The following is a 25623-nucleotide window of genomic DNA, read 5'->3' on the forward strand; positions in this document are numbered from 1 at the left end:
CAAATGCAATCATACTTTGTCTATGTTACCCTAGTAAGATAATGAAATTTATATTATTAAGGAGATAATCATTATGAATCAAGCTTACAATCGTAAAGCTGTACGAAAAAAAATAAAGCAACAGGCCAAAAAATCTTTGCACAAAGATTTATGGGGAAACATTGGTTTAATGGTTCCCTGGATGATAATCATGTATATCATATTCATCTATTCTTATCTGACTGAAGGGCAAAAAGAGACCGCCGGGCAATCGCTTTTTGCTGCATTATTTAGTCTGATTTTCGCAATTATTACGGCTTACACCATTTATGTTGCTGAGTATCAAGCATTGAAACAAATGCGCAATGAAACCACTTCTGCGAAACCAATAGATTCATGGTTTAAAACATATTTTTCTAAAAAATGGCAAAAAACTATCTGGTTAAGTATCTGGATGACATTTCTATTCTTAGTTGGCTGGGCATTATTGGTAGGAATTGGTGAAATAGGTATTGAAGCATCTGGTCTTGCGATGCTTTTATCACTTGTCATTAATTCAAGTATTCCCACAATCCTTATAGTTATCTTCATGATTAGCTTTATTATGTTTATCTTATTTGGCATCATTTACATCATGAAGCAATATAAGTACATTTTCATTCCTTTCATTAGTTTAGATAATTCTTCAATGAAAGGCTTCAAGCTAGTTGCCAAATCACGTGACTTAACAAAAGGTCACCGTTGGGAAATTTTTGTGATGCACCTTAGTTTCTTTTGGTGGTTTTTGTTAATCGTTATCACTTTAGGATTAGCTAGCTGCTATGTTATGCCTTATATCTATTTAACATTAGCTGGTTATTATGACTTGATAAATAAAGACGTACAAGCAACAGAAATAACTCATAAACCTGAAACTATCCAGGCAGTTATCCTACAACCCCATTCAACATATTAGCTATGCAAAAGGGCCTCATAATCGTTAGCTTTTTATGTCTAACAATTATGGGGCCCTTTACAACCAAATATGGTAGATTGCCGTTTTTTCTATATCATTTATTCTTTTTCAAAGACCAACTTTTGTAGTGCATTAGCAATACCATCTTCATCATTCGAATTAGTCACATAGTTAGCATGTTCTTTTGCTGCTGCCGATCCATTTCCCATGGCAACCGCCAAACCAGCAAAATCAAACATTGGAATATCATTTTTTTCATCACCAAATACCATAACTTCTGCTGGTGAAATACCCAATTCAGAGGTTAATTGTCTTAATGCATTTCCCTTGTTAACAGATTGGTGCATCACTTCCAAAAAATTATCAGCTGCTCTAACGACATAATTTTTATTATCAAACACCTTATGCACGCCAGCTTCAGCTTGATCTAAGGTCGTTTTTTCACCAACAAACGCAGCTTTAACGATTGTAAAATCATTTGCTAATTCGTCAGGTTTTCTAATTAAAATACCAGCATCGTTTTCCCAAGCCTGAATAACTGCAATTCGACTAACGTCATGATTACTTGTATAAACTTCCCCATCCTGATCTAAGACATAGTACTGAATATGTTGTTTATTAGCATAAGCATCAATATGACGATATTCTTCATTAGATAACCCTTTTTGCGACAAAATATCCCCTGCTAATGATTCAATAACACTACCATTATATGTAATCGCATATTGATCAGATCCACCAATACCTAATTCGTCTAAAAATGATTGAATTCCTCTGAGTGGCCGTCCTGAACATAAAACCACCTTCACCCCGTTATTTAAGATGGTTTGTAATACATTTTTTGTGCTCGCTAAAATATGACCCTGTGAATTCAACAATGTGTCATCTACATCCAGCGCAACAAGCCTAATTGTCATTAAGTTTTCCCCCACTATATTTTACAATATCAGCTAAATCGCTTAGGTAATTAGTATTAACAGCCACTATTATAACATGCCTTACTAAAATTTATCTTTTTTCAAAATACCCCTTGAAAATTTAAATTTTAGCTACTACAATAAAAATAGAGGTTAGGTTAAAGCTATCTAACCTCAACGTTTATAAAGATTAAACTAGTTTGGAGGTTGTTATTATGGCAAATGAGTTATCAAATCAATTCAATGGTATGTTTCACGATTGGAACCATTTCTTCAATGATTTTAATCATTTAACACCATTTACTCAACAGTTAAAGAGTGATGTTGTGGCTTCAGACAATCATTATAAAGTATCAGTTGATGTTCCTGGAATTAATAAAGATGATATTAATTTAAGCTATCAGGGTGATACGTTAACAATTTCTGCTACAAAACAGGCTTCTAAAACTGATACGGATGAAAATGATAATATATTAACTCGTGAGCGTTCTGAAGGACACATTCAACGTAGCTACTACTTACCTGGCGTTGATTTCAATAAAATTAACGCTAAAGTATCAGATGGTGTTTTGCAAGTAACCCTACCAAAATCTGAAACGTCAAATAATCATCGGATTTCAATTGATTAATTTAATTATTTAAACTCAACATAACTTAAAAGCTCAAAAAGACCTGGTGGCTACTATTATCTCAGTAACGACCAGGTCTTTTTTATGCTAATTATTTAAACCAACTATCTACTTGTGATTGGTGATTCTTAATCCACTTGTTAGCAGCTTTTTTAGGTGACATACCATTATCCATATCAAGCATAACACTAGACATATCTTCCTTAGTCCAGTGGAATTTATCTAGTGCTTTATAGGCATCTGGTTTATCTTCCTTCAATCCTTGACGAGCAATTGTATTAATTGCTTCTTCACTACCCATCGTTTTCTTAGGATCCTTTAAATATTTCAAATCATATTTTTGGAACATCCAATGTGGCTGCCAACCGGTCACAATAATTTCTTGTTTAGCTTTAATTGCCTTTCCCAAAGCAACTGTCATTGCACCAGTTGATGATTCAGAAAGTTGCCATCCTTTTTTATCTAAACCATATGCTTTAATAGTATCCTTTGCCAGCTTTGAAATACCAGCTCCAGGTTCAATACCCGTAATTTGCTTACCTGCTTGGTCTTGCAAATCTTCGATACTATTAACATTAGTCATATACGTTGGTACAGTCAAACCATTTGTAGCACCCTTTAAATTAGGTCCTAACATATCTAATTGGTCTTTATACTTTTTGTATTGTGCTGCATGGGTGGTTGGTAACCAAGCCGAAACAGAGACATCTGATTCGCCATTCGCAACCGACTGCCATACAATCGCATTATCTAATGACGTCATCTCAACATCATAACCATGTTGGCGTAACGCTTGTGCCAAAACATTACTTGAAGCAACTTCAGAATCCCATTGCGTATACGCAATCTTGACCGTTTCCTTTTGCGAACTAGCTGACGTAAATGTCGTCACAAAACCAGTTCCCACCATAACAATAGGTGTTGCTAATATGGTCCAAAGTTTCCAATGATGTTTAGGTGTTGCTACTTTTGGTTTAGACGTTTGATTAATTTTTTGTGTTAATCGATCCATAATGATAGCTAAGACGACTAATGAAATACCATTAACAAATCCCTTACCAACATCTGCACCTTGCACGGCTGATAGAATACCACGTCCAAGACCAGGTGCTCCAATCATTGAAGCTACCACAACCATTGATAACGCAAGCATCAGCGTTTGATTAATACCAGAAAAAATAGTGCCCTTTGCTAGTGGTAATTCCAGTTTAAACAACTTTTGCCAACCTGTTGACCCAAACGATTCAGCTGCTTCTACTAAATCGGTTGGCACTTGCTTAATACCTAAACATGCCATACGAACTGTTGGTGGCAACGCAAAGATAACTGAAGCAAATACACCAGGTACAACACCAATACCAAAGAACGCTACTGCTGGTATCAAGTATACAAAGGCCGGCATTGTCTGCATAAAGTCCAAAATGGGTTGAATAATTTTATTAACTGTCTCATTCTTAGACATCCAAATTCCCAATGGGACCCCAATTATCACTGATAATAGGCTGGCCATAATAACCAACGTGAACGTATTCATCAAATCAGACCATAAACCTTGGTTTGCAATAATTAATAGTCCAATTAATGTAAACAAAGGAAAACCCCATTTTTTATGCGACAAGACACTCACAATCAATGTCATCCCAACAATAAATAGCCAAATTGGAATTGCTGTTAATATATCTGTCATGTTATTCATAACGGCATTACCACCATTTTGAATAACATCAAAAAAACCACTCAAATGATTAGTTAACCAATTAACACCACTATCAACCCATGAGTCCAGGGGGATTTTGGTGAATAAATTTGCTAAAACAAACATTTTATATCTCCTCCTTAACTTGTTTGATTATCATATAATATTTATAATTTTTAAACTGACAACCCTATTATAAACATAAAGTTGTCAGTTAAGTCAAACGCTAATGATCTAGCCAAGCGTATAAAAAAGTCTTGTGCACTTAAAACACAAGACTTAAAACGTTATTTTAGATTCCAAGCTGCATATTGTGAATTATCAAATAATTCTTTGATATCTGCTTTAGTTTCTTTTGTTTGGTAAGCTTTCACAATTTGCTTATATACTTTTTTATTAGCTTTATCTTTTGGTGCCGCAATTAAGTTAATGTATGGCGCAATGTTCTTCTTCAGATTTTGTTCAACTAAAATATCTTTATCCTTTAAATTAGCATCATGAGCAAAATTTCCATTAATAACACCAGCGTCTGCCGTCTGCAATGCTGAAACTGCTTGACCAGCATCCACTTCTTTAATGTCTAATTTTTTGGGATTTGAAGTAATATCCTTAACGGTTGGATCAGTTACCTTCTTGTTATATTTAATTAATTTAGCTTGTACTAAAACATCTAATGCACGTGCTTCGTTAGTTGCATCGTTTGGCACAACAATGCTAGCACCTTGTTTAATATCATCGACTTTATCTACCTTTAGTGAATACATCCGCATTGGCACAACAACTGTTTTACCAATTGACTTTAATTTATTGCCTAATTTTTTATTCTGATCATCAAAAAATATTTTTGTTTGAAAGGCGTTTAAATCTAAACTTCCGTCTGCCAATGCTTGATTTGGCTTAACATAATCGTTGAATTCCTTCAACTTAATTTTAATGCCATGCTCCTTTTGCGTCCGTTTACCAATGCGCTCCCATAATTCACGTGACGTATCACCAACAACCCCGACTGTAACAGTTTTAGTTGTAGCAGCATTAGCCGTTACAACTGGCAACCCTGCTGAAGTAACCAATAGTGCAATTGCTGATACTACCCCAAATTTAATCCCATTTTTCATAACGATTTCTCCTCTAATTATTATTAAATTGCTAAAAAAATCCCGTTGTATGACACTATACATGTCATACAACGGGACGATTAATTATCGTGTTACCACCCGAGTTCTGTTCAATAATTACCTGAACACTCAATTAAGTACGCGCAAAAATACGGTAATACTCTAGCGCAATAACGGGCGCACCCGGAAATAACTTATTTACATAAACTCGCTATTTCACCCACTCTAAGGCCATTTTCACCATCCCCATTGATTGCATTCCACCAAACCGCAATTCTCTGAACAATTAAAGATTGATTACTTACCTCGTCATCGTTGTTTATATTATATTTGCCGTTAAATGAAAAGTCAATAAGTTTATTAGAAAAAACTTATTTAACCACAAGTAACCAACAACCATGCAATAAAACACTATAATTTATTATAGTATTTGCTTATCTACTACTCGTAGTTGTTCATCTAGCGTATAAATAATGGGCTTACCATTTGGAATCTTAATTTGTTCAAGTTCATCATCAGGTACATGTTCTAAATATTTAATTAATACCCGAAGACTACTACCATGTGCAACAATAAACTCATTACGTCCAAGTTGAAGTTTAGGTGCTATGCTAGTATGCCAATATGGTAATAGGCGTTGTTGCGTCATCGCAAGACTCTCTGCTAATGGTATTGCAACTCCAATTCGATCATAAGCCTGTTGATGTTCTTGTTTGATTAAAGTTGGTGGTACATCCATAAATCCTCGACGCCAACGTTCAACTTGTTTACGGCCATATTGTTGTCGCGCCGCATCTTTATCTAAACCAGCTAATGCACCATAATGACGTTCATTTAACCGCCATGTTTTAAAAATTGGTACCCAGTTGATATTTAAAACATCACAAACAATCAAGGCTGTCATAATCGTGCGCTTTAACATTGATGTATGAACATCATCAATTTGAATAGCCGTTTGCTTTAATGTTAGTCCGGCTTCATAGGCCTGCCTTTGTCCCTTATGTGTTAAAGGTGCATCTGTCCACCCCGTAAAAGTATTTTGCATATTAGCAGTACTTTCCCCATGACGCATTAAAATTAATTTAACCATTAGCACTCCTCCATCTATCTTTAACCATCCCCATATTTATATACCCTACAATAACAAACATTCGTGACTCAAACATATAATATTCGGTATCTTCACATAAAATATATTATTTTTTATAAAATTCTCCCAATATCCTTGTTAATTTAAGAATTTTTTTGAAAAATGCGTTATTTTAGTTAGATGACTTACTGTTAAGTAATAAAAAATTAAAGGAGACTCTAAAACCTTTTATGGTATCAACAGTTAAACAAACAAAAAATACTAGAATTCTTTGGGCTGACTATGCCAAGTGTTTCGGCATTATTGCCGTTGTTGCAGGTCATGCAATCAACGATGTTGCAGGCCAAGGTCTTGACATTGCCTATAATGCCATTTATTGGTGGCATATGCCACTATTTTTTATGATTGGTGGTTTTTTTCTTAAGAAAATAAATTTTAATATTAAAGGTTGGCGCTATTTATTAGGTCACAAAATCAAGCCCTTATTAATTGCTTATCTGTTAAATGGTTCAATCTTAATTATTCTGAGCCACTTTTTTAGACAACAATCTTGGGATTACACATTCGCTTATTTTGGACGTCTAATCTATGGTGGTAGTACTTTAAATAATTATTTGAGTGTCTTTTGGTATATGACAACCTATATGCTAGCCATTTTTATGACAACCATCTTGTTATCAGCAATTAAATCAATTTGGTGGCAATTTTTAATTGCGGGTGGTTTATTTATGTTAGGTATCGCTTTTCAAGATATCACATTCTTTGGGCATACTGATTTCCCGTGGAATGCTCAAATATCATTGTTAGCTGTCTTTTGGATGTTATTGGGACATTACCTCTTCAAAGTCTTTCCAAAAATAAAGTGGTCTTATAAAATCACCTATGCCATTGTTGCAAGTCTCTTTTTTATTGGCCTTATCTACCTATATACGCAAGATAAACTTAATTTTGTGCTCTGGTTGAAATCTTCTAATATTCAAAGTGGTTTCCAAGCACTCATTATTCCACCAATCTTATGTTTACTTGTTTTTATTATCTGTGAAGGACTTGAACATCTAGGAGAATTTGCTCCCTTAATATTTATTGGTAAGCATACTGATACTATCATGTTCTATCATCGTGCTGCTTTTGATATAACAACTTTAATGGTTTTTACAAATAATTGGTATTTTAGAATCATTATTGGACTAGCTGCCCCCATTTTATTAGCCCTAATTTTACAAAAGATTAAAGGCACCCCCAATTATATGAAGTTGCAACAATATCTAAGTATTCACCAACAACAATATCTAAAGATAGGTATGCCAATAGTAGCTAGTTTAATGTTAATTAGTTTAGCAGGCGTGGTTTACCTTTATCATCAAACAAATCAAATTGTTAAGCATTACACAATGTCAAGCACCCCAACTATCTATATGCATGGTTGGGCAAGTAGTATTCGTTCTGAACAGGGATTAGTGAAAACAGCAACTGAACAACAAATTGCGACTGAAGAAATGATTATTCATGTTGATCATCATAATCAACTTCAAATACAAGGTCACTTAACTGGTCAAAAAAATAACCCCATTATTTTAGTCCAATTTGATAATAATCAAGTTGGTGAGGTTCGTTATGCACAAGGACTATATCGTATTGTAAAATACTTACAACAAAAATATAATATTACTGAATTTAATGCCGTTGGTCATTCAATGGGTGCTTATGCTTGGGTTTATTATGGGATTCATTGGGGAGCTAACCCACAGCTACCACAAGTCAATAAGATGGCACTTCTTGCCGGTCCTTATAATGGTATTTTAAATAAAGGGCACCGTAACCAACCAACAAGTGGTAAATTAGCTAAACTCTGGACTGATCAATCACATCAGAATCAACTTCAAGAAGATGGGCGTCCTAAAATTATCCACGATGAGTATCAAGCATTATTGAAATATAAAAATGATTTTCCAACTAATACACGCGTATTAAATATCTACGGTAATTTAAAAGATGGTAGCCAATCAGACGGTCTGGTCACCATACAATCTGTTAAATCCTTACGATACTTAGTTTCAAATAATGCTAAATCATATCAAGAATTTGTTGTTAATGGTAATACTGGTCAGCATAGTCGTTTGCACACGGATAATCCAACCGTTAGCCATGAATTAAACAATTATTTATGGCATCATTAATAGCTACTCAATAAGCACAGAACAAGTTGTTTTGTGCTTATTATAATGCCACAAATTTAGTGAAAATAAATCATAAGTCTGCCATTTGATAGTGTTATAATGATTAAAAATGGATGAGCTTTTAATTCATTGTTTTTTAACTAAATTGCTAGAATTTATTAAAAAGAGGTGCCAATTATGAATAATCAAGAATTTGCGCAAATGCTATATAATGCTGATACGAAACGACAAGCCTTGTCACAAAGCGATTATGTTACGCAATTAGATAACGAGTCAGATGCATATGATGTTCAACACGCTTTAATGGCTTTAAAAGCAGAAGAAATCGGTGGCTATAAAGTTTCTCTAACAAGCAAAGAAACACAAAATATGTTTGATTCAACCACGCCACTTTATGGTGCTCAGGTTGTGAGCCATTTCAAACAAGCTCCGACAACGTTATCTACTAATCAAGTACTTGATCCCTTAGCTGAAGTTGAATTAATGTTTACTGCCAAAGAAGACTTGTTTCCTGAAGACTCCCTAACCGACTTAATGAACAAAACATTAATTGCACCAGCCATTGAAGTACCTGACTCACGCTTTTTGAATTGGTTCCCTAGCCTTTCAAAATACCTGGTTATTGCTGATGCAGCAGTGGGTGGATTTATCGTGTATGGTCAACAGGTGGAAACGATGGACTATTTTAAAACACCTGATGAATTAGCAGCAGTTGCTACCGTTTTATATCACAATGGTAAAGAAATTAAAACGGGTAATGCTACTGAAGTTTTAGGTAATCCATTATTGTCTTTGCAGTGGTTAGTCGCAAAATTAGCGAGTCAAAACCGACAATTAATCGCTGGTCAGCATATTTCAAGTGGTACTTTCCTCTTACCAGAACATTTAACCACTGGTACCTGGCAAGCATCTTTCAGCCATCATTTAAGTGATGTTGTGTTGAACATAGAATAATACATAAAAAATCATCAATCGAGCCAAAAAAATGGTCAAATTGATGATTTTTTATTGCTAATGGTATTTTTTTAATAAGTTATCTTGCATGTCGCCAATCAGAATCCATCAGTATTCGTGCAACAATTAAGCCTAATGGTAAGAATAATACAATCATCATTGCAGCGATAAACCATTGACCACCTGTTGCAATCTGACCAATACCAAGATAGTACATTGCCCTGTACATGTACAATCCTGGCACCATAATCACAATTGCTGGTACTGTTAATGAAATACGTGGGTAGCCCATTCGTCTATGGAACAACGATGCTAAAATACCAGCTGTCAACGCTCCAATAAACGCTGCTGCTGGTGCTGGCAATGAGGTTAAATCAACTAGTTCCAAGCGCAATGTATTGGCAATTGCGCCGATTAATCCTGCCGTTGTTGCCATTTTAACAGGACTATTAAACATAATGGAAAAGCCAAAAACCCCACAAAAACTAGCAGGAACCCGCAATAAGCCTATGAATAGCGGTGACAAACCCACTGGTAAAAAGCTGTCAGGCTTTAAGTCACTAACTAGCGCAACCAACCAACCAACTAGTGTTGCAATAATAATGATTGATAATGCATGAATCAAACGTTCAATACCTGAACGCATATCAGATTTTGCTATATCCAAACCACTTGTAATAAATGGAAAACCGGGGATAGCAAAAAGCATCGCACCAATATAACCAGCTTCGTGAGCAACATTAATATTAAATAAAACTTCCAAACTACGAGACACTACAAGGTAAGTTAAACAAGCAACTGCAACTCCTGTTGCCAAACCAGCAAATAATGTCAATTGTTTACCATTCATTTTAGCCCGAGTATAATTACCAAGCCCTGCACCAAAGAAAGTACAGAGCATTTCAATGGGTCCACCACCTAACAAAAAGACGAAAGAACAGCAAGCTAATGCAGCAGCAAGCCCTAGTAAGAGAGGCGTATAATTACCTCGTTTACCATTAATTTCATCTAACTGCTGATGAATTGTTTTAACCTCTAATAACGCACCTTCATCTTCAAACATCTGAACAAAATGTTCCATATCTGTTAACTTATCAGTATTAACACCCGTTGCTTTTAAAGATAACGATTCTGTGTAACTGTTTTCAGCATCAAAACAAGTATATGAAATGGTCGTTAATCCAATATCTGCTGAACAATAAATATTTAAGACTCGTGAAATGGCATTCATGGTAGCTCGAACACGCCAAGCACCAGTCCCACATGAAAGCATAATTAGTCCAGTCCGCCCAACAATCATTGTCTTTTCACGCAAAGAAGCATTAATTGCTAATAAATGGGATCTTTTATCTGCCAACTCTCCCCATGGAATTTGCATATGATTTGTCAACAAACCATCGTTATATTCTGCCATTTTAAACCCTTCTTCAATTATTCTGTATTATATGATTTATTTTATCATAGATATTTAATTCCTATTCTTTTACAGAAACTCTTACGATTGTGTCATTAATCGCTGTAATTGATTCACATAATCAAATTTTTTATTTACTTTTGCTAATAATTCATCATCATGTGTATGTGCAACACCATCAAACAAAATTTCTCGATATAGATTAGTATAGGGTATGCCTGCCTGCTTAGCTCGTGTTAATTCTTCGTTTAAATCATAAGCAACTTTTCGAAAAGTAACATTTGCTAAACCCTGATTATCAATTTCTAAAATAGCATATTGTGCACGACGATCCTGATTCAAACGCGCCTGTTTAAAAAAAGGTTGTCCCACAGAACCTGGATTAATAATGAGTTGATCATGATTGCTATAACGTAACATTTGATGATGAACATGTCCATAAACGGCAATATCAATCTGCTTATCTAAAAATAAGGCATCAAAATGATCCGTATCAGCTTCTGCTAATAAAGCCGGTCCAGAATTCAAATCATTTAGATTATGTGATAAGTTAATTGATAAGCCATTAACATTTTTGATCATATGGATTGGCAACGAGCGCAATATCCGTTCATTTTTTTGTTTTATCTGTTTTGCCACATAGTGACCGAGCATGCCAATATACACGTCAGATGGATCATCTAAATGGTTACCAACAATATGATCTTTAACATTTAGAAAACAATCATCCCAATTACCACGAAGATATACTGAAGTATTTAATTGTTCAAGTTTATCAAATAACAAATTCGTTGCTGGTCCGGGCATTACCAGATCACCTAAAAACCAGCAGTCACTAATTTCTTGGTTTTTCATATCATCAGCAACAGCATTTAAGGCTGTTAAATTACCATGAATATCTGACAAAATTGCAATCCTTTTTTTCATTATATAACTATCCTTTCTACTTTTTTACAGGTGTTTTTGCTCCTTGCTTTAAACCTTCATTAACCGTCTGTGCATAAATAACATCACCCTCATGACGACCAGCAAAATGAACCCCATCCGTACCTGCAAAGACCTCCGGATGCTTTTGTGCCATTTTTTGCCAATCAGCAATCGTGATAAAATTATACTTTTTTGGTAACGTTCGTTCAAATTGAGCTAACTTAAACGAATTCCACGTTGCATCAGCGCGCCCATCATATGGTGTTACCAAAATAAGTCGGTGACCTGGTTTCAAATCATTAATTAATTTCTCCAATTGTTCATTACTACCTGGCAATGCATTTGTCCCAATGCTGAGAACAACATTTTCACGTAATAAATGATTTGCTTGCGCTCGCATCATCACATCATAAGCCAACTGCATCGTACGTTCACCAGCTGCATCAACCGTACTATCAGCAACATTCTGCTGCAAATACTCACGCGTACCAGCGGTCACACTATCTCCAATAATCGAAACACCTTTTGGAATTGTTACCGCCTGCTTATGTTTATCTTTGGCTGCTTGCTGTTGCTTAACATCTGCCTGAATAACTGTCTTACTAGTTGTCATGTTATCCCTGGCTTGATATAAACTACTAATCCATAATTTTTGGTCTAACTGCGTTAAGCCAGGTGCAGTTTTAATAACAGTAGCTGCAATAATTAATAGCAATAGGCCACCTGCAGCAAGTCCTAACTTAATTGGTTTTAATAATGTTGTCTTCTTGATATCTCGTGGTTGTTTACCAGCCAAAAGTGGCTCAATAATATAGTATGACAAGGCTGAAAAAGGGACACCAATGACAATTGTCATTATCACTGCGCTAATTGTATTCATACGTTGTGAAAAAATGACAAATAATGGCCAATGATACAAATACATACTATAACTAATATCAGCAATAAAAGTTGCACATTTAGGTTCAATCATATTAGGTGTTAAGTTATGTAAAGTTCTTGCTTTAACGATGGCAAAAGCTGTTACCAGACTAGCAATTAAAATACCGCCTAAGTAAGTTTTTTGGCTATCAAAATGCATCACAAATCCCAACATAGCTAAGAATACAAAAGCCAAAACTAAGCTAATGACGGTTGGCATTAATCTAGCCTGATTCAATGTCTGCTGAAAACGTTTCGGTACCATTGTAATTCCCGTGAACGAAGCCGTTAGCGCACCAATAAAGAATGGAAAACAGTGTGTCAAACTAGAAAAATAAACTGCTGAATAGTCTGTTAGATTAAAGCTGCGCAATCCCATCAATATGACGCTCACAGCAGCAAAAACTAATGAGATGAACGCAATCATTGACCGAAAAGAAACAACCATTTCTTTTTGATTACTATTAGATTTATGCATCCATTGCACTAATCCAGCAATTATTAGTCCCCATAGAATGTAAAAATGAACTTCAACTGCCAATGACCAAGTATGCACAAATAAATGTGGAATAAATTTACTTTCATAGCTACCACCGGTTGCGATTTCAAAATAATTGGTAGTAAAACCCATTGCTGCAGCAATTTGTTTACCAATCCCCGTAACATAATCGGGACTCACTAAATATGTAAATGGTAATACGACTAAGATTGCTAATAATAGTGGTGGTACAATCCGATTAAACCGGCGCTGATAAAATTTAACTAACTTAAATTGACGCGTTTTTGCAAACTCATCAATCATTAAAGCAGTAATTAGAAATCCTGAAAAAGTAAAGAAAATATCAACGCCAATAAAGCCACCAGGATAACTATTTTGAAAAAAATGGTAAGTCAATACCGACAACAGACCTGCAATTCTGATAAAACTAAACCATTTAATGCGCATGGATTAATTCTCCCTTCTTAAAGGTAACCTGATATTTCTGTTTATCGATTGACAGCGTCCCCTTACCATTTGGTAAATTATTCTGAAATTGCCCTTGATATTGCCAATTTTCATGAGAAATAAATTTTCCTTGTCCATCAAATTTACCATCAATAAAATGTCCGCGATAATAATCCTTATTTTTAAATTTAATCGTGCCCAAACCATTAAATTTTTTCTTAAAAACATCGCCATGATACGCAATCTTGCCATTATCTAAGGTAAGTTGTTGTTGTGCCTGATGTCGTTCTGGTAATAAGCTATAGATTGCTGCGATAATTAAAATGATTACAACTAAGCTCTGGAGTATATTTTTAATTTTCATACTCTAACTCCTCAAATTAATAATAAACTAAATTAACCTAATGTTACCATATCGACGCATTCTTGTACTTATTCACACCATGGTCTTAATATTACCTAAACAATATACTAAAGGCCGCCAAATTCATAAAAAATTTGGCGGCCTTTAAATACTACTTCGTTTTAATGTTTCAACTTATCATATGTTAATTAATTAGTACTCTTCCCACCACTTACGCTTAGAAGTCTTACCAATTCCTGGGTTGAAACTATTAGTAGGATCATTCTTCTTATAATGCTCAACCAATGCTGGTGCAGCTTTATACAAGTGACCAACGTTGTGCTCAGCTGGGTAAATTGCCCCACGCTTATCAAACAACTTTAGCATTTCTTGCTTCAACTCATGTGCGTCAACACCAGGCTTCAAAATATAGTCTTGATGCATAACGTGATCCAAGAAGTGTCCGTAGTATAACTTATATTCAATCTTGTCATCGATTTCCTTTGGTAATGTTTCAAACCAATCATCATCGTTACGACGTAGTGCCACATCAATTGGTAAGATATCAATCTTATCCTGGTGCAATTCTTGGTAACGAATAGGAACAGATGCCGTGACATAACGGTGCAATGAAGCCTTGTTTGTCTCATCAGCATTAGCCTCAAAGAACTCACCTTCTTCTTCTTTGAAGAATTCAGTCAAGTAAGCACGAGCTTCAGCAATTCCATCACCAGACATCTTCAATTGCAAGTAGTGTTGGAAGCGATTTGCATAGTCTTCCATCCGCTTTGGCAATTGATTAGGGAAAATATTACCTGCGCGCTGCAAGAAACGGTCTGGGAAATATGGCTTAAACGTTGGCAAATGACTTAACATACGTTCTGCCGTAGCCTTCCAACCAAACATTGTTGGTAGGTACTCAGTGCCAACCTTATCCAAAACCATCAAAGAATCTTTACCATAAAGTTTAGCTAATTCATATGCTTCTTTGTGCATATACTCCCCTGAAACAGGCAAATTCTTAAATTCAGACAAAATGTGACGACGCATTTTTTCCAATACAGCTGGTGAATTTGTTCCAATGTAGAATACTTGTGATTCACCTTCTGAAACGTAAGTATCTAGACGAACGGCGAAGGTAGCAACTTTTCCAGCAGCTCCTGATGCTTCATATAGTCCCTTTGGATCAGCGTTATAACGTGTTGGCATATCTGAATCGACATCACGCACACGTTTTTCATAATCACGGTTATGACCAACACGCTCTTCTGAATTTGGCACATTATTAACGTCAAACCGCCGGTTAGCTAAATTGTCCAAAATTTCTTCTGGTGTATCACCAAGATCAATACCCAAGTGATTTACCAAGTGCAATTCATTATTTTCATCAATACGAGCATATAATGCTAATTCAGTATAAGCTGGCCCACGTTGAATCAAAGCACCACCAGAATTGTTGTTAATGCCACCAATAACTGAAGCGCCAAGATTTGATGATCCAATAACTGAATGTGGCTCACGGTTCAAAGGCTTCAAAGTTTGCTCTAACTTATTCAAAGTTGTTCCTGGGAACGCCAAAATTTGCTTACCTTGATTGATCAATTGCAAATCCTTGATACGACTTCCCTTAACAATAACAACATCACGATCGTAACCATCTGATGGTGTTGAACCTTCAGTCAAACTAGTATTTGAAGCTTGCATCAAAATAATAATATTATCACGATGTAACACCTTCAAAACCTGCCACATTTCCAAAAGAGTGCCCGGCATAACTACTGCTAATGCATCCCCTTTTCCTGAACGGTATCCTTTACGATATCGCAATGACTTGGCGGCTGACGTCACAATATGGTGACTTCCCACAATTGCCGTTAAATCTTTAATTGTCGACATAAACTTAACCTACCTCCTAATGTACAATATACTTCTAATATACCACTTTTCTTAAGAAAATGAACATAAACTTTTTATCACAAAAACTTAATTGTACTATTTTTCACAATACTTGGTCAAGTGAAAACAAAATTATTTGTCACTATCACATTTAACAATTGTGAATTTTATCATTATTAACCATTCACAACATTAACTGGCTTTCCAGCTAAATAACTTTCGATATTATCAACAACAATATTTAACAAACGTTCACGTGTTTCTTGTGGCGCCCATGCAATATGTGGTGTCAGATAACAATTTTTTGCCGTCAACAATGGATTATCATTATTAATTGGTTCTTGCGATGCAACATCCAAAGCAGCATAAGCAATTTGACCATCATTTAGAGCTGCTGTTAAGTCTGCTTCATTAATTAACTTACCACGAGCTGTGTTAATCAAAACAGCCGTATTTTTCATTTTGTGCAAGACATCTGTATTAATAAATTCAGACATTTCTACTGTATAAGGAATGTGCAAGCTAATAAAATCCGCTTGGGCATATAATGTTTCTAAGTCTACTTGTTCAATCGCATCATCAAAAACTTCTTTTGGTCGGTGATTATAAAAAATAACCTTCATGTTAAATGCTAAAGCAATTTTTGCGACCGCTTGAGCAATTTTTCCAAAGCCAACCAAACCAAGTGTCTTATCCTTTAATTCAATTAATGGTGAATCCCAAAATGAAAAGCGGCCGGCTTGCTGCCACGCACCCGCATGTACAAGATCATCATGTTGTTTAACGCGACTTGTCACTGCCAAAATCAAGGCAAATGTAAATTGTGCAACGGCGTCCGTCCCATAAGTTGGTACGTTCATAACTGCAATGCCTTTTTCTTTAGCATAAGCCACATCCACATTATCATAACCTGTAGCACTTTCAGCAATCACCTTTAAATCAGGTGCAGCATCCATGACGTCTTTGGTCATGGGTACTTTGTTAACTAAGACTACTTCTGCACCCGCTAAACGATTAATAATTTCATCATGATCATCATATGGTGTTTTATCGTAGACAACGACTTCACCTAAATGATCTAATACATGCCAATCAATATCACCTGGATTTAATGCTAATCCATCTAAAACAACAATTTTCATCTTTTATCCCCCATACTTTGCTCTTAATAATCATTATTAATTATAACATGTATGCGCTTAACTCAAGGTACAATACTTACTATAATATAAAAAAACAACAGTTTTATTATTGATAAAAACTGTTGTTAAATATTAATTTTATAAAAAGATACCATTACCGACCACAAAACTAATAATTGATACTAACAAAATTAGTGTCAAACAGATTGCATGGAATACCTTATGATTGGCCAGCAATGCAATATACTCCCTAATAAAGGCATTTGGAATAAAGAAACGACTTGTTTTGGCACCTAATCCATCAATGTTTAAGCCCACCAACCGCGCATAACCGGCTGCACGAAATGTATGATAATCACTTGTTGCAAATAAGCCCTTAGTCAAGTCGATATTTTGTTTTGTCAGTATTCCCTTAGAAAACAGCATGTTTTCATATGTCGTTTTGGATTGATTTTCAATTAGAATCCGATCCAATTTAGCACCATGTGCTTTGGCATATGTGGCCATTGCTTCACCTTCAGCAAGTACCTCATCTCCACCTTGACCACCAGAGAAAACCAGCCAAGGATATCTTTTTGTTTTATCAAATTGCTTTTGTGCAAAATCTAAAGCAACTTGGATACGTGAAGCCAAAAGTGGCGACACATCCTTACCATTTAACAATCCTGCCCCTAAGACAATCACATAATCTTTATTATATTTTGGTCGATATAACCGCGTTATAATAAACGAGGTAATAAATGCCAAAAACCAAAATCCTAAGTAGAAAATAACAGGGTTAATCAACGTAACGTATAAGCCAACTGTTTGATGGCTAAAAAACCGGTTATCAATTAATTGCATAATTGGTAAGACAACAACAATTAATAGACCAATTACCAGTGTCAACATATTTCCTAACGTATGACTCTCGCGTCGCCACACAGTAAAGGCATTCCAAAGTAACAACACACCTAATAATGAATAAATAATAGCCATTGGCACTAATATAATGATTAGTATGATGTAGAACACAGTCGATAGCCAATAAATATTAAGTAATTCAACTGTAACTATTAATGTTATCCCACCAAAGATAACTGAAAAATTAGCTAATATCCCATTTAATAATCGAAATTTATTTTGCCGAAGACTAATAATCAATAAGCCAGCACAAATGATTGTTAAAATAGCCAATATATACAACAACCAATAACTTGTATTATTTGCAGTAGACATATTTCCAACACCCTTCCTTAATAATAATTAAACATATCCAAATTATACCTAACCTTGCAACTAATAACCACATCATTAAATGTTTAATCTGGCAAAGTACCACGCTTCACTTTAATGATATACTTAATAAGTATTATTAAAATAACATAGAAAGATAAACTATTATGAAAAAGAAAATCACAACTATTCTACTTGGTATCATTGCAATTATTTTAATTGTAACTGTATCAGTCCATTTTCAAAACACATCGACATCGTCACAAACACATATCAGTTCAAACAAGTGGACCAAAAAGTCTTTTGACGACTTAAAAATTGGCGATTTTAACAAGGCCGGCAAGGATGGTGCAACCTATGAACAAGTTGTTGCAAAATACGGTCGTCCTAATAAAAAAAATAAATCCAAATCTGGCGACCATATTTTAACGGTTGTTTCGTGGCGAAACATTGCTGGTGATTACACTGGTGTCACGCTTACTTTTATGAGCCAAGAAAAAAATACTGCAACTGCCCGTCTGACATCTAAGACATTATTAGATAGTAAAACAATTAATCTTGCTAAAAAATGGACGATGACCACATATAATGCTATTCGCTTAGAAAATTCTGAAACTAACGAACACGATGGTGACTCATTAGCTAGTCTTACAAAACAATATGGGCATCCTGCTGTCTTAACATTGGCTAACATTGATGGTAAGGTGCAAACAAATGCTGTTTGGCATAATACAAACGGAGGCGCTAATGGTAGCGTTTCAGTTGATTTTTCAGAATATAATACTGCCTTAAATAAAAAACAAGACAAGTTACGTTAAACATCATTAATTAAAATACCACTTTGAACAAATACGGTTAACTGAACCGTTGTTCAAAGTGGTATTTTTTATCACATTAATTATTCAAAAAATTTGCCATCAGCAATATCAGCTAACGTATCTCGTGATGGAATAAAAAATAATTGGCCACTTAAAATAGTCGAGAATGTCAGCAAAAAATCAGATTGATCTAACATCTGCTGCAACATTAATTTAGTAACCTCAAAATGACGTGCATAGCCAATAAAATATGTGCCCGTATAATCCATAGCTGGGTCTGAAAATGGAACATTCATCCGTATAATCTTTTTCTCATCCCCATCTATTTCAATTTTTGAAGCAACATTATGAGCATTTACCATCTTGTCATCGTCATCTAATTCCATATCATCATATTTATGACGACCGACAGCTTTTTCTTGCATCTCAATGGTTAATTTTTCCCAAAAAGCCATATCATGTTGCCACTTTTGAGCAAAAGCATATGAACCATTAGCAAATTCTGAATCTTCATCCCCAATAATGGCATATTCAGCAGCATCTTCTAAGGCCGGTGCCTCTGTCCCATCAATAAAGCCAATAATGGCACGTCCTTCTAAATAACGGAAACCTTTTGTTTCATCGATAACCGTTGTTACCGGACTCAACAGTTTCATAAATTGTCGGACAATTTCGTACACAACGCCTTCATCATTAGCTCTAACATGTAAGAAGATATCCCCATCACTAGCAGGCATACTGTACTCAGGTCCTGTTAATGTTTTATACGTTTCCAATTCATGTGGTTTATTAGCATTTGGAAATAAGTATTCCCATGCATGATTGCTAAAACCTATCGCAACCTGCAAATCAGATTGTGGATTACGAATCCGCATTGATCGAATAATGGCTTGAGACATATCGGAAAATGTAGCGATATGTTCCTGCTCATCCACCAAATCTTGCTGATTTAACTGCAATACAATAAATGAAACGTTATTACCAGGATCTTTCCAAACATCTTGTGCTAATTTTGCATTAAGCATTTTAATCGTTCCTCCCAAAAAAATACTATTCAATACATATTAAGTATACGTCATTTACACCAGAAAAGGTGGTATTTTTTTGAGCATTTAAAGATTTTTGTTAGCTAGTCTAAATAGTAGCTGCGAACTTGCGAGACATAATCACCCGCTTGTGTTGGATCATCATACCGGCCAACATACATTAATTCATCACCAGTAAATCGTTCACCCGTTGCTTGGTCAACATAAACACCATCTGGTATTAGGTTGACCAATTTTGTAATGGTAAACGGTTGCTGACCTGAAGCAAGCATTCTAAAATGATAAACTAATACATCACTACCATCAGGACTGACAAATTCCCAGGCAGCTTCATTACTAGTAAACGGATTCTTTAGACGATAAAAATCACCAAATTGAATTAGGTGGCGATGCTTTTTATAAAAGGCTATCTGTTCTTTAACTAAATCTTTCTCGCCCTGCGTAAGTTCTTGAACATTTAACTCATAACCAAAGACCCCAGAACTAGCGACATCCCCACGCGTTTTTAGTGAAATATGCCGTTGTGTCTGTGGATTAGGTACCGCTGCAACATGTGCTGTCATGTTCGATACTGGGTACCCAAAAGTTGTGCCATATTGAATTTTGATGCGTTCAGCGGCATCAGTACTATCGGATGTCCACGTCTGTGGGAAATAATATAACATACCTGCATCAAAACGCCCACCACCGCTTGAACATCCTTCCATCAAAATTTCGGGATAACGTGTCGTCAAACGTTCGACTAAATTATAAACGCCTAATATATAACGATGAGAAACTTCGCCTTGCTGATCGGCTGACAATATGGCCGAATGTACTTCTGTCATATGGCGATTCATATCCCATTTAATGTAGTCAATCGGTACACGATCCAGAATTGCTGTCATTTGTTGATAAATATTCTCTACAACTTCTTGTCGTGAAAAATCTAATACGTATTGATCTCTTGACAAAGACATTGGTCGATTAGGTATTTGTAACGCATAATCCGGATGTTGCTGATATAAATCAGAATTTTTTGAAATCATTTCTGGTTCAAACCAAAGTCCAAATTTCATATTTTTGGCATGCACTTTTTCTGACAATCCTCGTAAACCACCACCGTCAGCTAACTTACTCGTATACTCATACCAGTCACCTAGTGAACGCTCATCATCATCACGTTGACCAAACCAGCCATCATCAAGGACAAACATTTCAATACCTAATGGCGCTGCCTCATCTAAAATACCTTCAATTTTTTGAGCATTAAAATCAAAATAAGTTGCTTCCCAATTATTAATAACAATTGGCCGATCTTGATATTGGTATTGACCGCGTGCCACACGCTCCCGTAATAAATGATGATACGTTTGTGACATGCCATTTAGACCTGCATCAGAATAAACTAAAATGGCTTCTGGTGATTGAAAATGATCATTTGGCTTTAATTGCCAACTAAAGCCATCTTCATTAATACCAGATACTAAACGAATTTGATCAATATAGTCCTTTTCAAATGTAAATTGATGGTTTCCCGAATAAACTAATTGAATACCGTATGCTTCGCCACTTTGTTCAGAGGTAGTCGCATCAACTGCAATTACAAAAGGATTCATGTGGTGCGAACTAGCACCCCGACGACTGCCAAATTCTGTAATACCTTGTCGCAGTTTTTGACGTTCAACTTGCCGTTCATGAAATTGTGAGCCTGGAAATGAAATCACATCCATATCCCTTTTAGGCATATCTAATTGCAAGGATGCTACTTTTTCAATATAAAAAATATTTTCACTATTATTAATAACTTGTGTTGAGCGGGTAATAACTGCTCTTTCAGCGTAAATGGTGTAGTAAAGAATAACACTTGCTTGCAACGTCTTATCTTTTAATGTAATTGCTAGCGTTTGCGCCTCATTAGTATCCTTAACGTATGCTTGTGGTAAACCAACCAATTCTGGTTTACCAGCAAAAACTTCCCATGAATCATAACGAAAATCAGTTGCTAATGCGCCATCAGCGGCCTTAATAATAATAGCCGGACTTCTAAAATCACCTGTTTGGTTACCTGCAAACTCTTGTGGTAACACATCTTTTGAATAGTGACGATCAACTTGTCCTGGTGTCCCTGCTAAATTAGGTGACAATCCTCGCTCATAGCGCAGATAGTCTCGGGTACCATGATAACCTGATATACGTCGACCAAAATATAAATGTGTTAATATCTCACCCTCTGAAATGCCCATAATGTATGAAATTTTTTCATTTCTTAGGTGGAATATTTGTTGCGCTTGATCAAATATGATATCTGCTTTTGCCATGTTTGCCTCCAAAATATGTCATTTTAATATTATTATTGCTTTATTATATTGTAACCGCTTACTTAAATAGTGTAAAAGACTTTTCATTTTTAATGAAAGCATCAAAAAAGATTGCTAACTAGCTAAACTGATTGTTTAGACAAATTAGCAATCTTCAAATAAAGTGCAATTTATAAAAATGATGTTTAACGTACTTTAGCTGAGCGCAACCGACTATTTGTCACAACTTCAATTTGACGTAACGTTGCAGCATCTATGTGTAAACCACTAGCAATTTGGCCAAATGTCCATGTTGGATGGCGTTCACACAAGTCATGAAAGTGTGCAATCAACTTATCATTAACTTGTGGTTGTCTATTTGTTTGTGTCCCCTCAACAATAACGTTAGCAACATTAGATTTTTCAAAACTATAATGCAAACGACTTGGTCCCATTTCACCAGTTGCGAAATCCATTGTTCTTTTCCTCCCCATCAGTAGGCTAAAAATATCAACAACAACTCCTATAAACACATATTAACATTTTTGTTAGTTAAAATAAAGCAAACTTTTATTGTTATCTATATTTTTTTATTCGTTTTTTAATAAGCAACAATGTTTTTAAGCGGATAGGTCAATTTATTATTCGGATATTGCCCAAAATAAAATTAGAAATCAATGCCATTTAATGAAAATGGTATAATATGAACACAACACATTTAAGGAGTTAAAATGTCTACACGTCAAAAATATATTCGCAATTTTGCAATTGTCGCTCACATCGATCATGGTAAATCAACCCTTGCTGACCGTATTATGGAGATGACTAATACAATTTCCAAACGCGAAGCACAAGATCAATTACTTGATGATTTAAGTGTTGAAAAAGCACACGGGGTTACCGTTAAATCTCGTACGGTTCGTAATTATTACGTAGACGAGCATGGGGATGAATATCAATATAATTTAATTGATACTCCTGGTCACGTTGACTTTAATTATGAAGTTTCACGTAGTTTATCAGCAACCGATGGTGTATTACTATTAGTTGATGCAACCAAGGGTGTGCAAGCCCAAACTGTTGCCAATTATCGTTTGGCAAAAGAAGCTAATCTAGTAATGATTCCAATTGTTAATAAAATTGATACAGCTGCAGCTGAAGTTGAAAATACCATCACACAATTAGGTGATTTAGATGAAGCATTTACACCTGATCGTATTTTAAAAATATCAGCTAAAAGTGGTTTAAACGTTTCAGAAGTTTTAACGGCAATTCGTGATCAAATCCCTGCACCAACTGGTGATGCACAAGCAAATCTACAGGCATTAGTATTTGATTCAAAATTTGATCCTTACAAAGGTGTTATCGTCCAAGCCCGGTTAGTTGATGGCACATTAAAAAATAACGATCAAATATTATTCATGGCAAATCAAGTTAAGTCCGGAATTAAAGAAATGGGTGTTTTTGCGCCATTAATGACACCTATTAAAGAACTTAAAGCTGGCGATGTTGGTTTCATTGTCACTGGTATTAAAAATCCAGAGGCTGTTAAAGTTGGTGATACTATTACATTGGCTAAGCACCCAGTAACTGAAGCTTTACCTGGTTATCAAGATGTTGAACCAATGGTTTATGCTGGTTTGTATCCTCGTGGTAGTGAATTTAAAGATTTAAAGGTCGGCATTGAGAAATTAGCTCTAAATGATGCGGCTTTTCAATATGAACCTGAGCAATCTGAAGCGTTAGGCATGGGCTTTCGTGGTGGCTTTTTAGGTATTTTTCACTTACAAATCATTCGCGAACGTCTACAACAAGAGTTTGGGTTAGATGTTTTAACAACTATGCCTAATTCTACCTACCGTGTAACAGTTAAAAACCAAGATGAACCTGTCTACGTTGAAAATCCAACACAATTCCCTGATTACGGACAAATTATTGAAGTTCAAGAACCTTACATGTTAGCTAAAATGACCATGCCAAATGAAATGTTGAACGACGTGATGCGACTAGCGGAAAGCCGACGTGGTGAATTAGTTGATTTAGAAACAATTGGTGCTATGTTGTTAGTTACTTATCGCATGCCCATTTCTGAAATTGCCTATGACTTCTTTAATGAACTTAAATCTGTTTCACATGGTTTTGCAACCCTTTCAACAACTTTTGATCAATACCAATTCTCCGATTTAGTACGAATTGATATTGCTATTGATTATGCCAAGATTGATGCATTGACATTTGTCACGCATCGTTTAAAGGCAACGCGTATGGGAATTGAATTAGTGGATAAACTAAAGGACTTGATTCCACGTAAATTACAAGCTATGCCCGTACAAGCAATTATCGAAGGTCGTGCCGTTGCCCGTGCTGATGTACCACCATTACGTAAGGCACAAGCATCTGGTACCAAGATCTCTAAAAAGCAGCAACAAATGCGCCGTCAAGGTCTTAAAAAGAGTGATATTGAATTACCTCAGTCAGTGTTTGACGCCATTTTAGAAATGAATAGCAATTAAATATACACAAAAACACGCTAGGAAAAGTATTTGTTACTCCTAGCGTGTTTTTAATTTATTTTTCTAAGTTAACAGTACGACTAATTAGGTAAACAATGATGGCACCAATAACTAATGCTGCAAATTCGCCTAAAGCCGTCCAGGCATAAGTTGCCCAGAATGGTACTTTAGCCATATAGTATAGCTCTGCTGCGATAATCCACATCATCAATGAATCAACAACGGTACTAATTGCCAATCGCGCAATAATACTGTTAACACGCTTAGCTAGTACATAAGAAATCGATAACATTAAAAACGTTTGCAATGTCCCAACAATCATATCGACAATACCATATGGTGACCAAATATTAGCAATAAAGACACCTAATGTAATTGCTAAGATATAACGTTTATTAAACACTGCTAAATGATTAAATGCTTCAGAAAATCTTAATTGGACAGGACCATATGATGCAAATGGTAATGCAACCGTTGCAACAACATATAAAGCAGCAATTACGGCTGTAACTGCAATATTTCTAGCCGAACTAAATTGAGAATTTTTAGAATTCATGTATCTTACTCCTAGTTTTTTATGAGTGGGATGGTTACGAACCACTGATTCTAAAAATATCACTATCTGCTAGTAAAATCAACAACTACTCAATT

The 25623-nt window shown here is 35.5% G+C and carries 21 protein-coding genes, 1 riboswitch and 1 other annotated feature; of the genes, 6 read left to right on the top strand and 15 right to left on the bottom strand.

Translation table 11 applies throughout. The features are described from left to right. Window positions 1–73 precede the first annotated feature (73 nt). The gene (locus tag FFM55_RS04135) at window positions 74–934 is read left to right on the top strand and encodes a DUF975 family protein (protein WP_137600535.1); all 861 of its coding nucleotides are present in this window, start codon (window positions 74–76) and stop codon (window positions 932–934) included. A 98-nt stretch (window positions 935–1032) separates the two neighbouring features. Here the strand turns inward: FFM55_RS04135 and FFM55_RS04140 are convergent, their stop codons facing one another. Then, the gene (locus tag FFM55_RS04140; protein ID WP_137600536.1) at window positions 1033–1851 is read right to left on the bottom strand and encodes a Cof-type HAD-IIB family hydrolase; all 819 of its coding nucleotides are present in this window, start codon (window positions 1849–1851) and stop codon (window positions 1033–1035) included. A gap of 215 nt (window positions 1852–2066) precedes the next feature. Between FFM55_RS04140 and FFM55_RS04145 the strand changes: the two genes are divergently transcribed. Beyond that, the gene (locus FFM55_RS04145) at window positions 2067–2480 is read left to right on the top strand and encodes an Hsp20/alpha crystallin family protein (protein ID WP_137600537.1); all 414 of its coding nucleotides are present in this window, start codon (window positions 2067–2069) and stop codon (window positions 2478–2480) included. Between the two features lie 91 nt (window positions 2481–2571). On the opposite strand, the gene FFM55_RS04150 is transcribed toward FFM55_RS04145, so the two are convergent. The 3 genes from FFM55_RS04150 to FFM55_RS04160 all read right to left on the bottom strand — a co-directional run bounded on the left by FFM55_RS04150 (window position 2572) and on the right by FFM55_RS04160 (window position 6381). Continuing rightward, the gene (locus FFM55_RS04150) at window positions 2572–4302 is read right to left on the bottom strand and encodes an ABC transporter permease/substrate binding protein (protein WP_137600538.1); all 1731 of its coding nucleotides are present in this window, start codon (window positions 4300–4302) and stop codon (window positions 2572–2574) included. Between the two features lie 161 nt (window positions 4303–4463). Continuing rightward, a complete protein-coding gene (locus tag FFM55_RS04155; protein WP_137600539.1) occupies window positions 4464–5291 on the bottom strand; it encodes a MetQ/NlpA family ABC transporter substrate-binding protein in 828 nt (275 codons plus the stop codon). A gap of 69 nt (window positions 5292–5360) precedes the next feature. Beyond that, window positions 5361–5613, bottom strand: a binding site (T-box leader). A gap of 99 nt (window positions 5614–5712) precedes the next feature. Continuing rightward, on the bottom strand, window positions 5713–6381 hold the full coding sequence (locus FFM55_RS04160) for a 2,3-bisphosphoglycerate-dependent phosphoglycerate mutase (protein ID WP_137600540.1): 669 nt from the start codon (window positions 6379–6381) through the stop codon (window positions 5713–5715). A gap of 230 nt (window positions 6382–6611) precedes the next feature. On the opposite strand from FFM55_RS04160, the gene FFM55_RS04165 reads away from it, so the two are divergent. Continuing rightward, complete coding sequence (locus tag FFM55_RS04165) at window positions 6612–8558, top strand: alpha/beta hydrolase (protein ID WP_137600541.1); 1947 nt, start codon at window positions 6612–6614, stop codon at window positions 8556–8558. A gap of 177 nt (window positions 8559–8735) precedes the next feature. Beyond that, window positions 8736–9512, top strand: a complete 777-nt coding sequence (locus FFM55_RS04170) for a 2-keto-4-pentenoate hydratase (protein WP_137600542.1) — start codon at window positions 8736–8738, stop codon at window positions 9510–9512. A gap of 79 nt (window positions 9513–9591) precedes the next feature. On the opposite strand, the gene FFM55_RS04175 is transcribed toward FFM55_RS04170, so the two are convergent. From FFM55_RS04175 to FFM55_RS04205, 7 genes are all read right to left on the bottom strand, one after another. Beyond that, window positions 9592–10926, bottom strand: a complete 1335-nt coding sequence (locus tag FFM55_RS04175; RefSeq protein WP_137600543.1) for a threonine/serine exporter family protein — start codon at window positions 10924–10926, stop codon at window positions 9592–9594. An 81-nt stretch (window positions 10927–11007) separates the two neighbouring features. Then, window positions 11008–11853 carry a metallophosphoesterase family protein gene (locus FFM55_RS04180; protein WP_137600544.1) on the bottom strand — a complete coding sequence of 282 codons (846 nt, stop codon included), beginning with the start codon at window positions 11851–11853 and terminating at the stop codon, window positions 11008–11010. 16 nt (window positions 11854–11869) lie between these two features. Continuing rightward, on the bottom strand, window positions 11870–13720 hold the full coding sequence (locus tag FFM55_RS04185; protein ID WP_137600545.1) for an acyltransferase family protein: 1851 nt from the start codon (window positions 13718–13720) through the stop codon (window positions 11870–11872). Continuing rightward, entirely contained in the window at window positions 13710–14084 is a 375-nt protein-coding gene (locus tag FFM55_RS04190; protein WP_137600546.1) for an MORN repeat-containing protein, read from the bottom strand. The genes FFM55_RS04185 and FFM55_RS04190 overlap by 11 nt, the downstream gene beginning before the upstream one ends. 192 nt (window positions 14085–14276) lie before the next feature. After that, on the bottom strand, window positions 14277–15959 hold the full coding sequence (dld, locus tag FFM55_RS04195; protein ID WP_137600547.1) for a D-lactate dehydrogenase: 1683 nt from the start codon (window positions 15957–15959) through the stop codon (window positions 14277–14279). Window positions 15960–16135: 176 nt separating this feature from the next. Continuing rightward, a complete protein-coding gene (locus tag FFM55_RS04200) occupies window positions 16136–17101 on the bottom strand; it encodes a D-2-hydroxyacid dehydrogenase (protein ID WP_042493948.1) in 966 nt (321 codons plus the stop codon). Window positions 17102–17239: 138 nt separating this feature from the next. Continuing rightward, window positions 17240–18319 carry a YdcF family protein gene (locus FFM55_RS04205; protein WP_052348443.1) on the bottom strand — a complete coding sequence of 360 codons (1080 nt, stop codon included), beginning with the start codon at window positions 18317–18319 and terminating at the stop codon, window positions 17240–17242. Between the two features lie 164 nt (window positions 18320–18483). Here FFM55_RS04205 and FFM55_RS04210 point away from each other — a divergent pair, with 164 nt between their 5' ends. Further along, complete coding sequence (locus FFM55_RS04210; RefSeq protein WP_052348442.1) at window positions 18484–19134, top strand: hypothetical protein; 651 nt, start codon at window positions 18484–18486, stop codon at window positions 19132–19134. Window positions 19135–19214: 80 nt separating this feature from the next. Here the strand turns inward: FFM55_RS04210 and FFM55_RS04215 are convergent, their stop codons facing one another. The 3 genes from FFM55_RS04215 to FFM55_RS04225 all read right to left on the bottom strand — a co-directional run bounded on the left by FFM55_RS04215 (window position 19215) and on the right by FFM55_RS04225 (window position 22935). After that, a complete protein-coding gene (locus FFM55_RS04215; protein WP_042493946.1) occupies window positions 19215–20159 on the bottom strand; it encodes a Dyp-type peroxidase in 945 nt (314 codons plus the stop codon). 104 nt (window positions 20160–20263) lie between these two features. Further along, window positions 20264–22480, bottom strand: coding sequence for an alpha-galactosidase (locus FFM55_RS04220; protein ID WP_137600548.1), 2217 nt, complete (start codon window positions 22478–22480; stop codon window positions 20264–20266). A gap of 185 nt (window positions 22481–22665) precedes the next feature. Beyond that, window positions 22666–22935: a hypothetical protein gene (locus tag FFM55_RS04225; RefSeq protein WP_042493942.1), complete on the bottom strand. Its 270-nt coding sequence runs from the start codon at window positions 22933–22935 to the stop codon at window positions 22666–22668. Between the two features lie 255 nt (window positions 22936–23190). On the opposite strand from FFM55_RS04225, the gene lepA reads away from it, so the two are divergent. Beyond that, window positions 23191–24972, top strand: coding sequence for a translation elongation factor 4 (gene lepA / locus FFM55_RS04230; protein ID WP_137600549.1), 1782 nt, complete (start codon window positions 23191–23193; stop codon window positions 24970–24972). A 55-nt stretch (window positions 24973–25027) separates the two neighbouring features. Here the strand turns inward: lepA and FFM55_RS04235 are convergent, their stop codons facing one another. Then, a complete protein-coding gene (locus FFM55_RS04235; RefSeq protein ID WP_042493938.1) occupies window positions 25028–25528 on the bottom strand; it encodes a QueT transporter family protein in 501 nt (166 codons plus the stop codon). Window positions 25529–25533: 5 nt separating this feature from the next. Next, a riboswitch (PreQ1 riboswitch) is annotated at window positions 25534–25579 on the bottom strand. Between the last annotated feature and the right edge of the window lie 44 nt (window positions 25580–25623).

Origin of the sequence: Weissella sagaensis (genome assembly GCF_005405285.1) — a bacterium.
In the GTDB taxonomy this organism is placed as follows: Bacteria; Bacillota; Bacilli; order Lactobacillales; family Lactobacillaceae; genus Weissella; species Weissella sagaensis.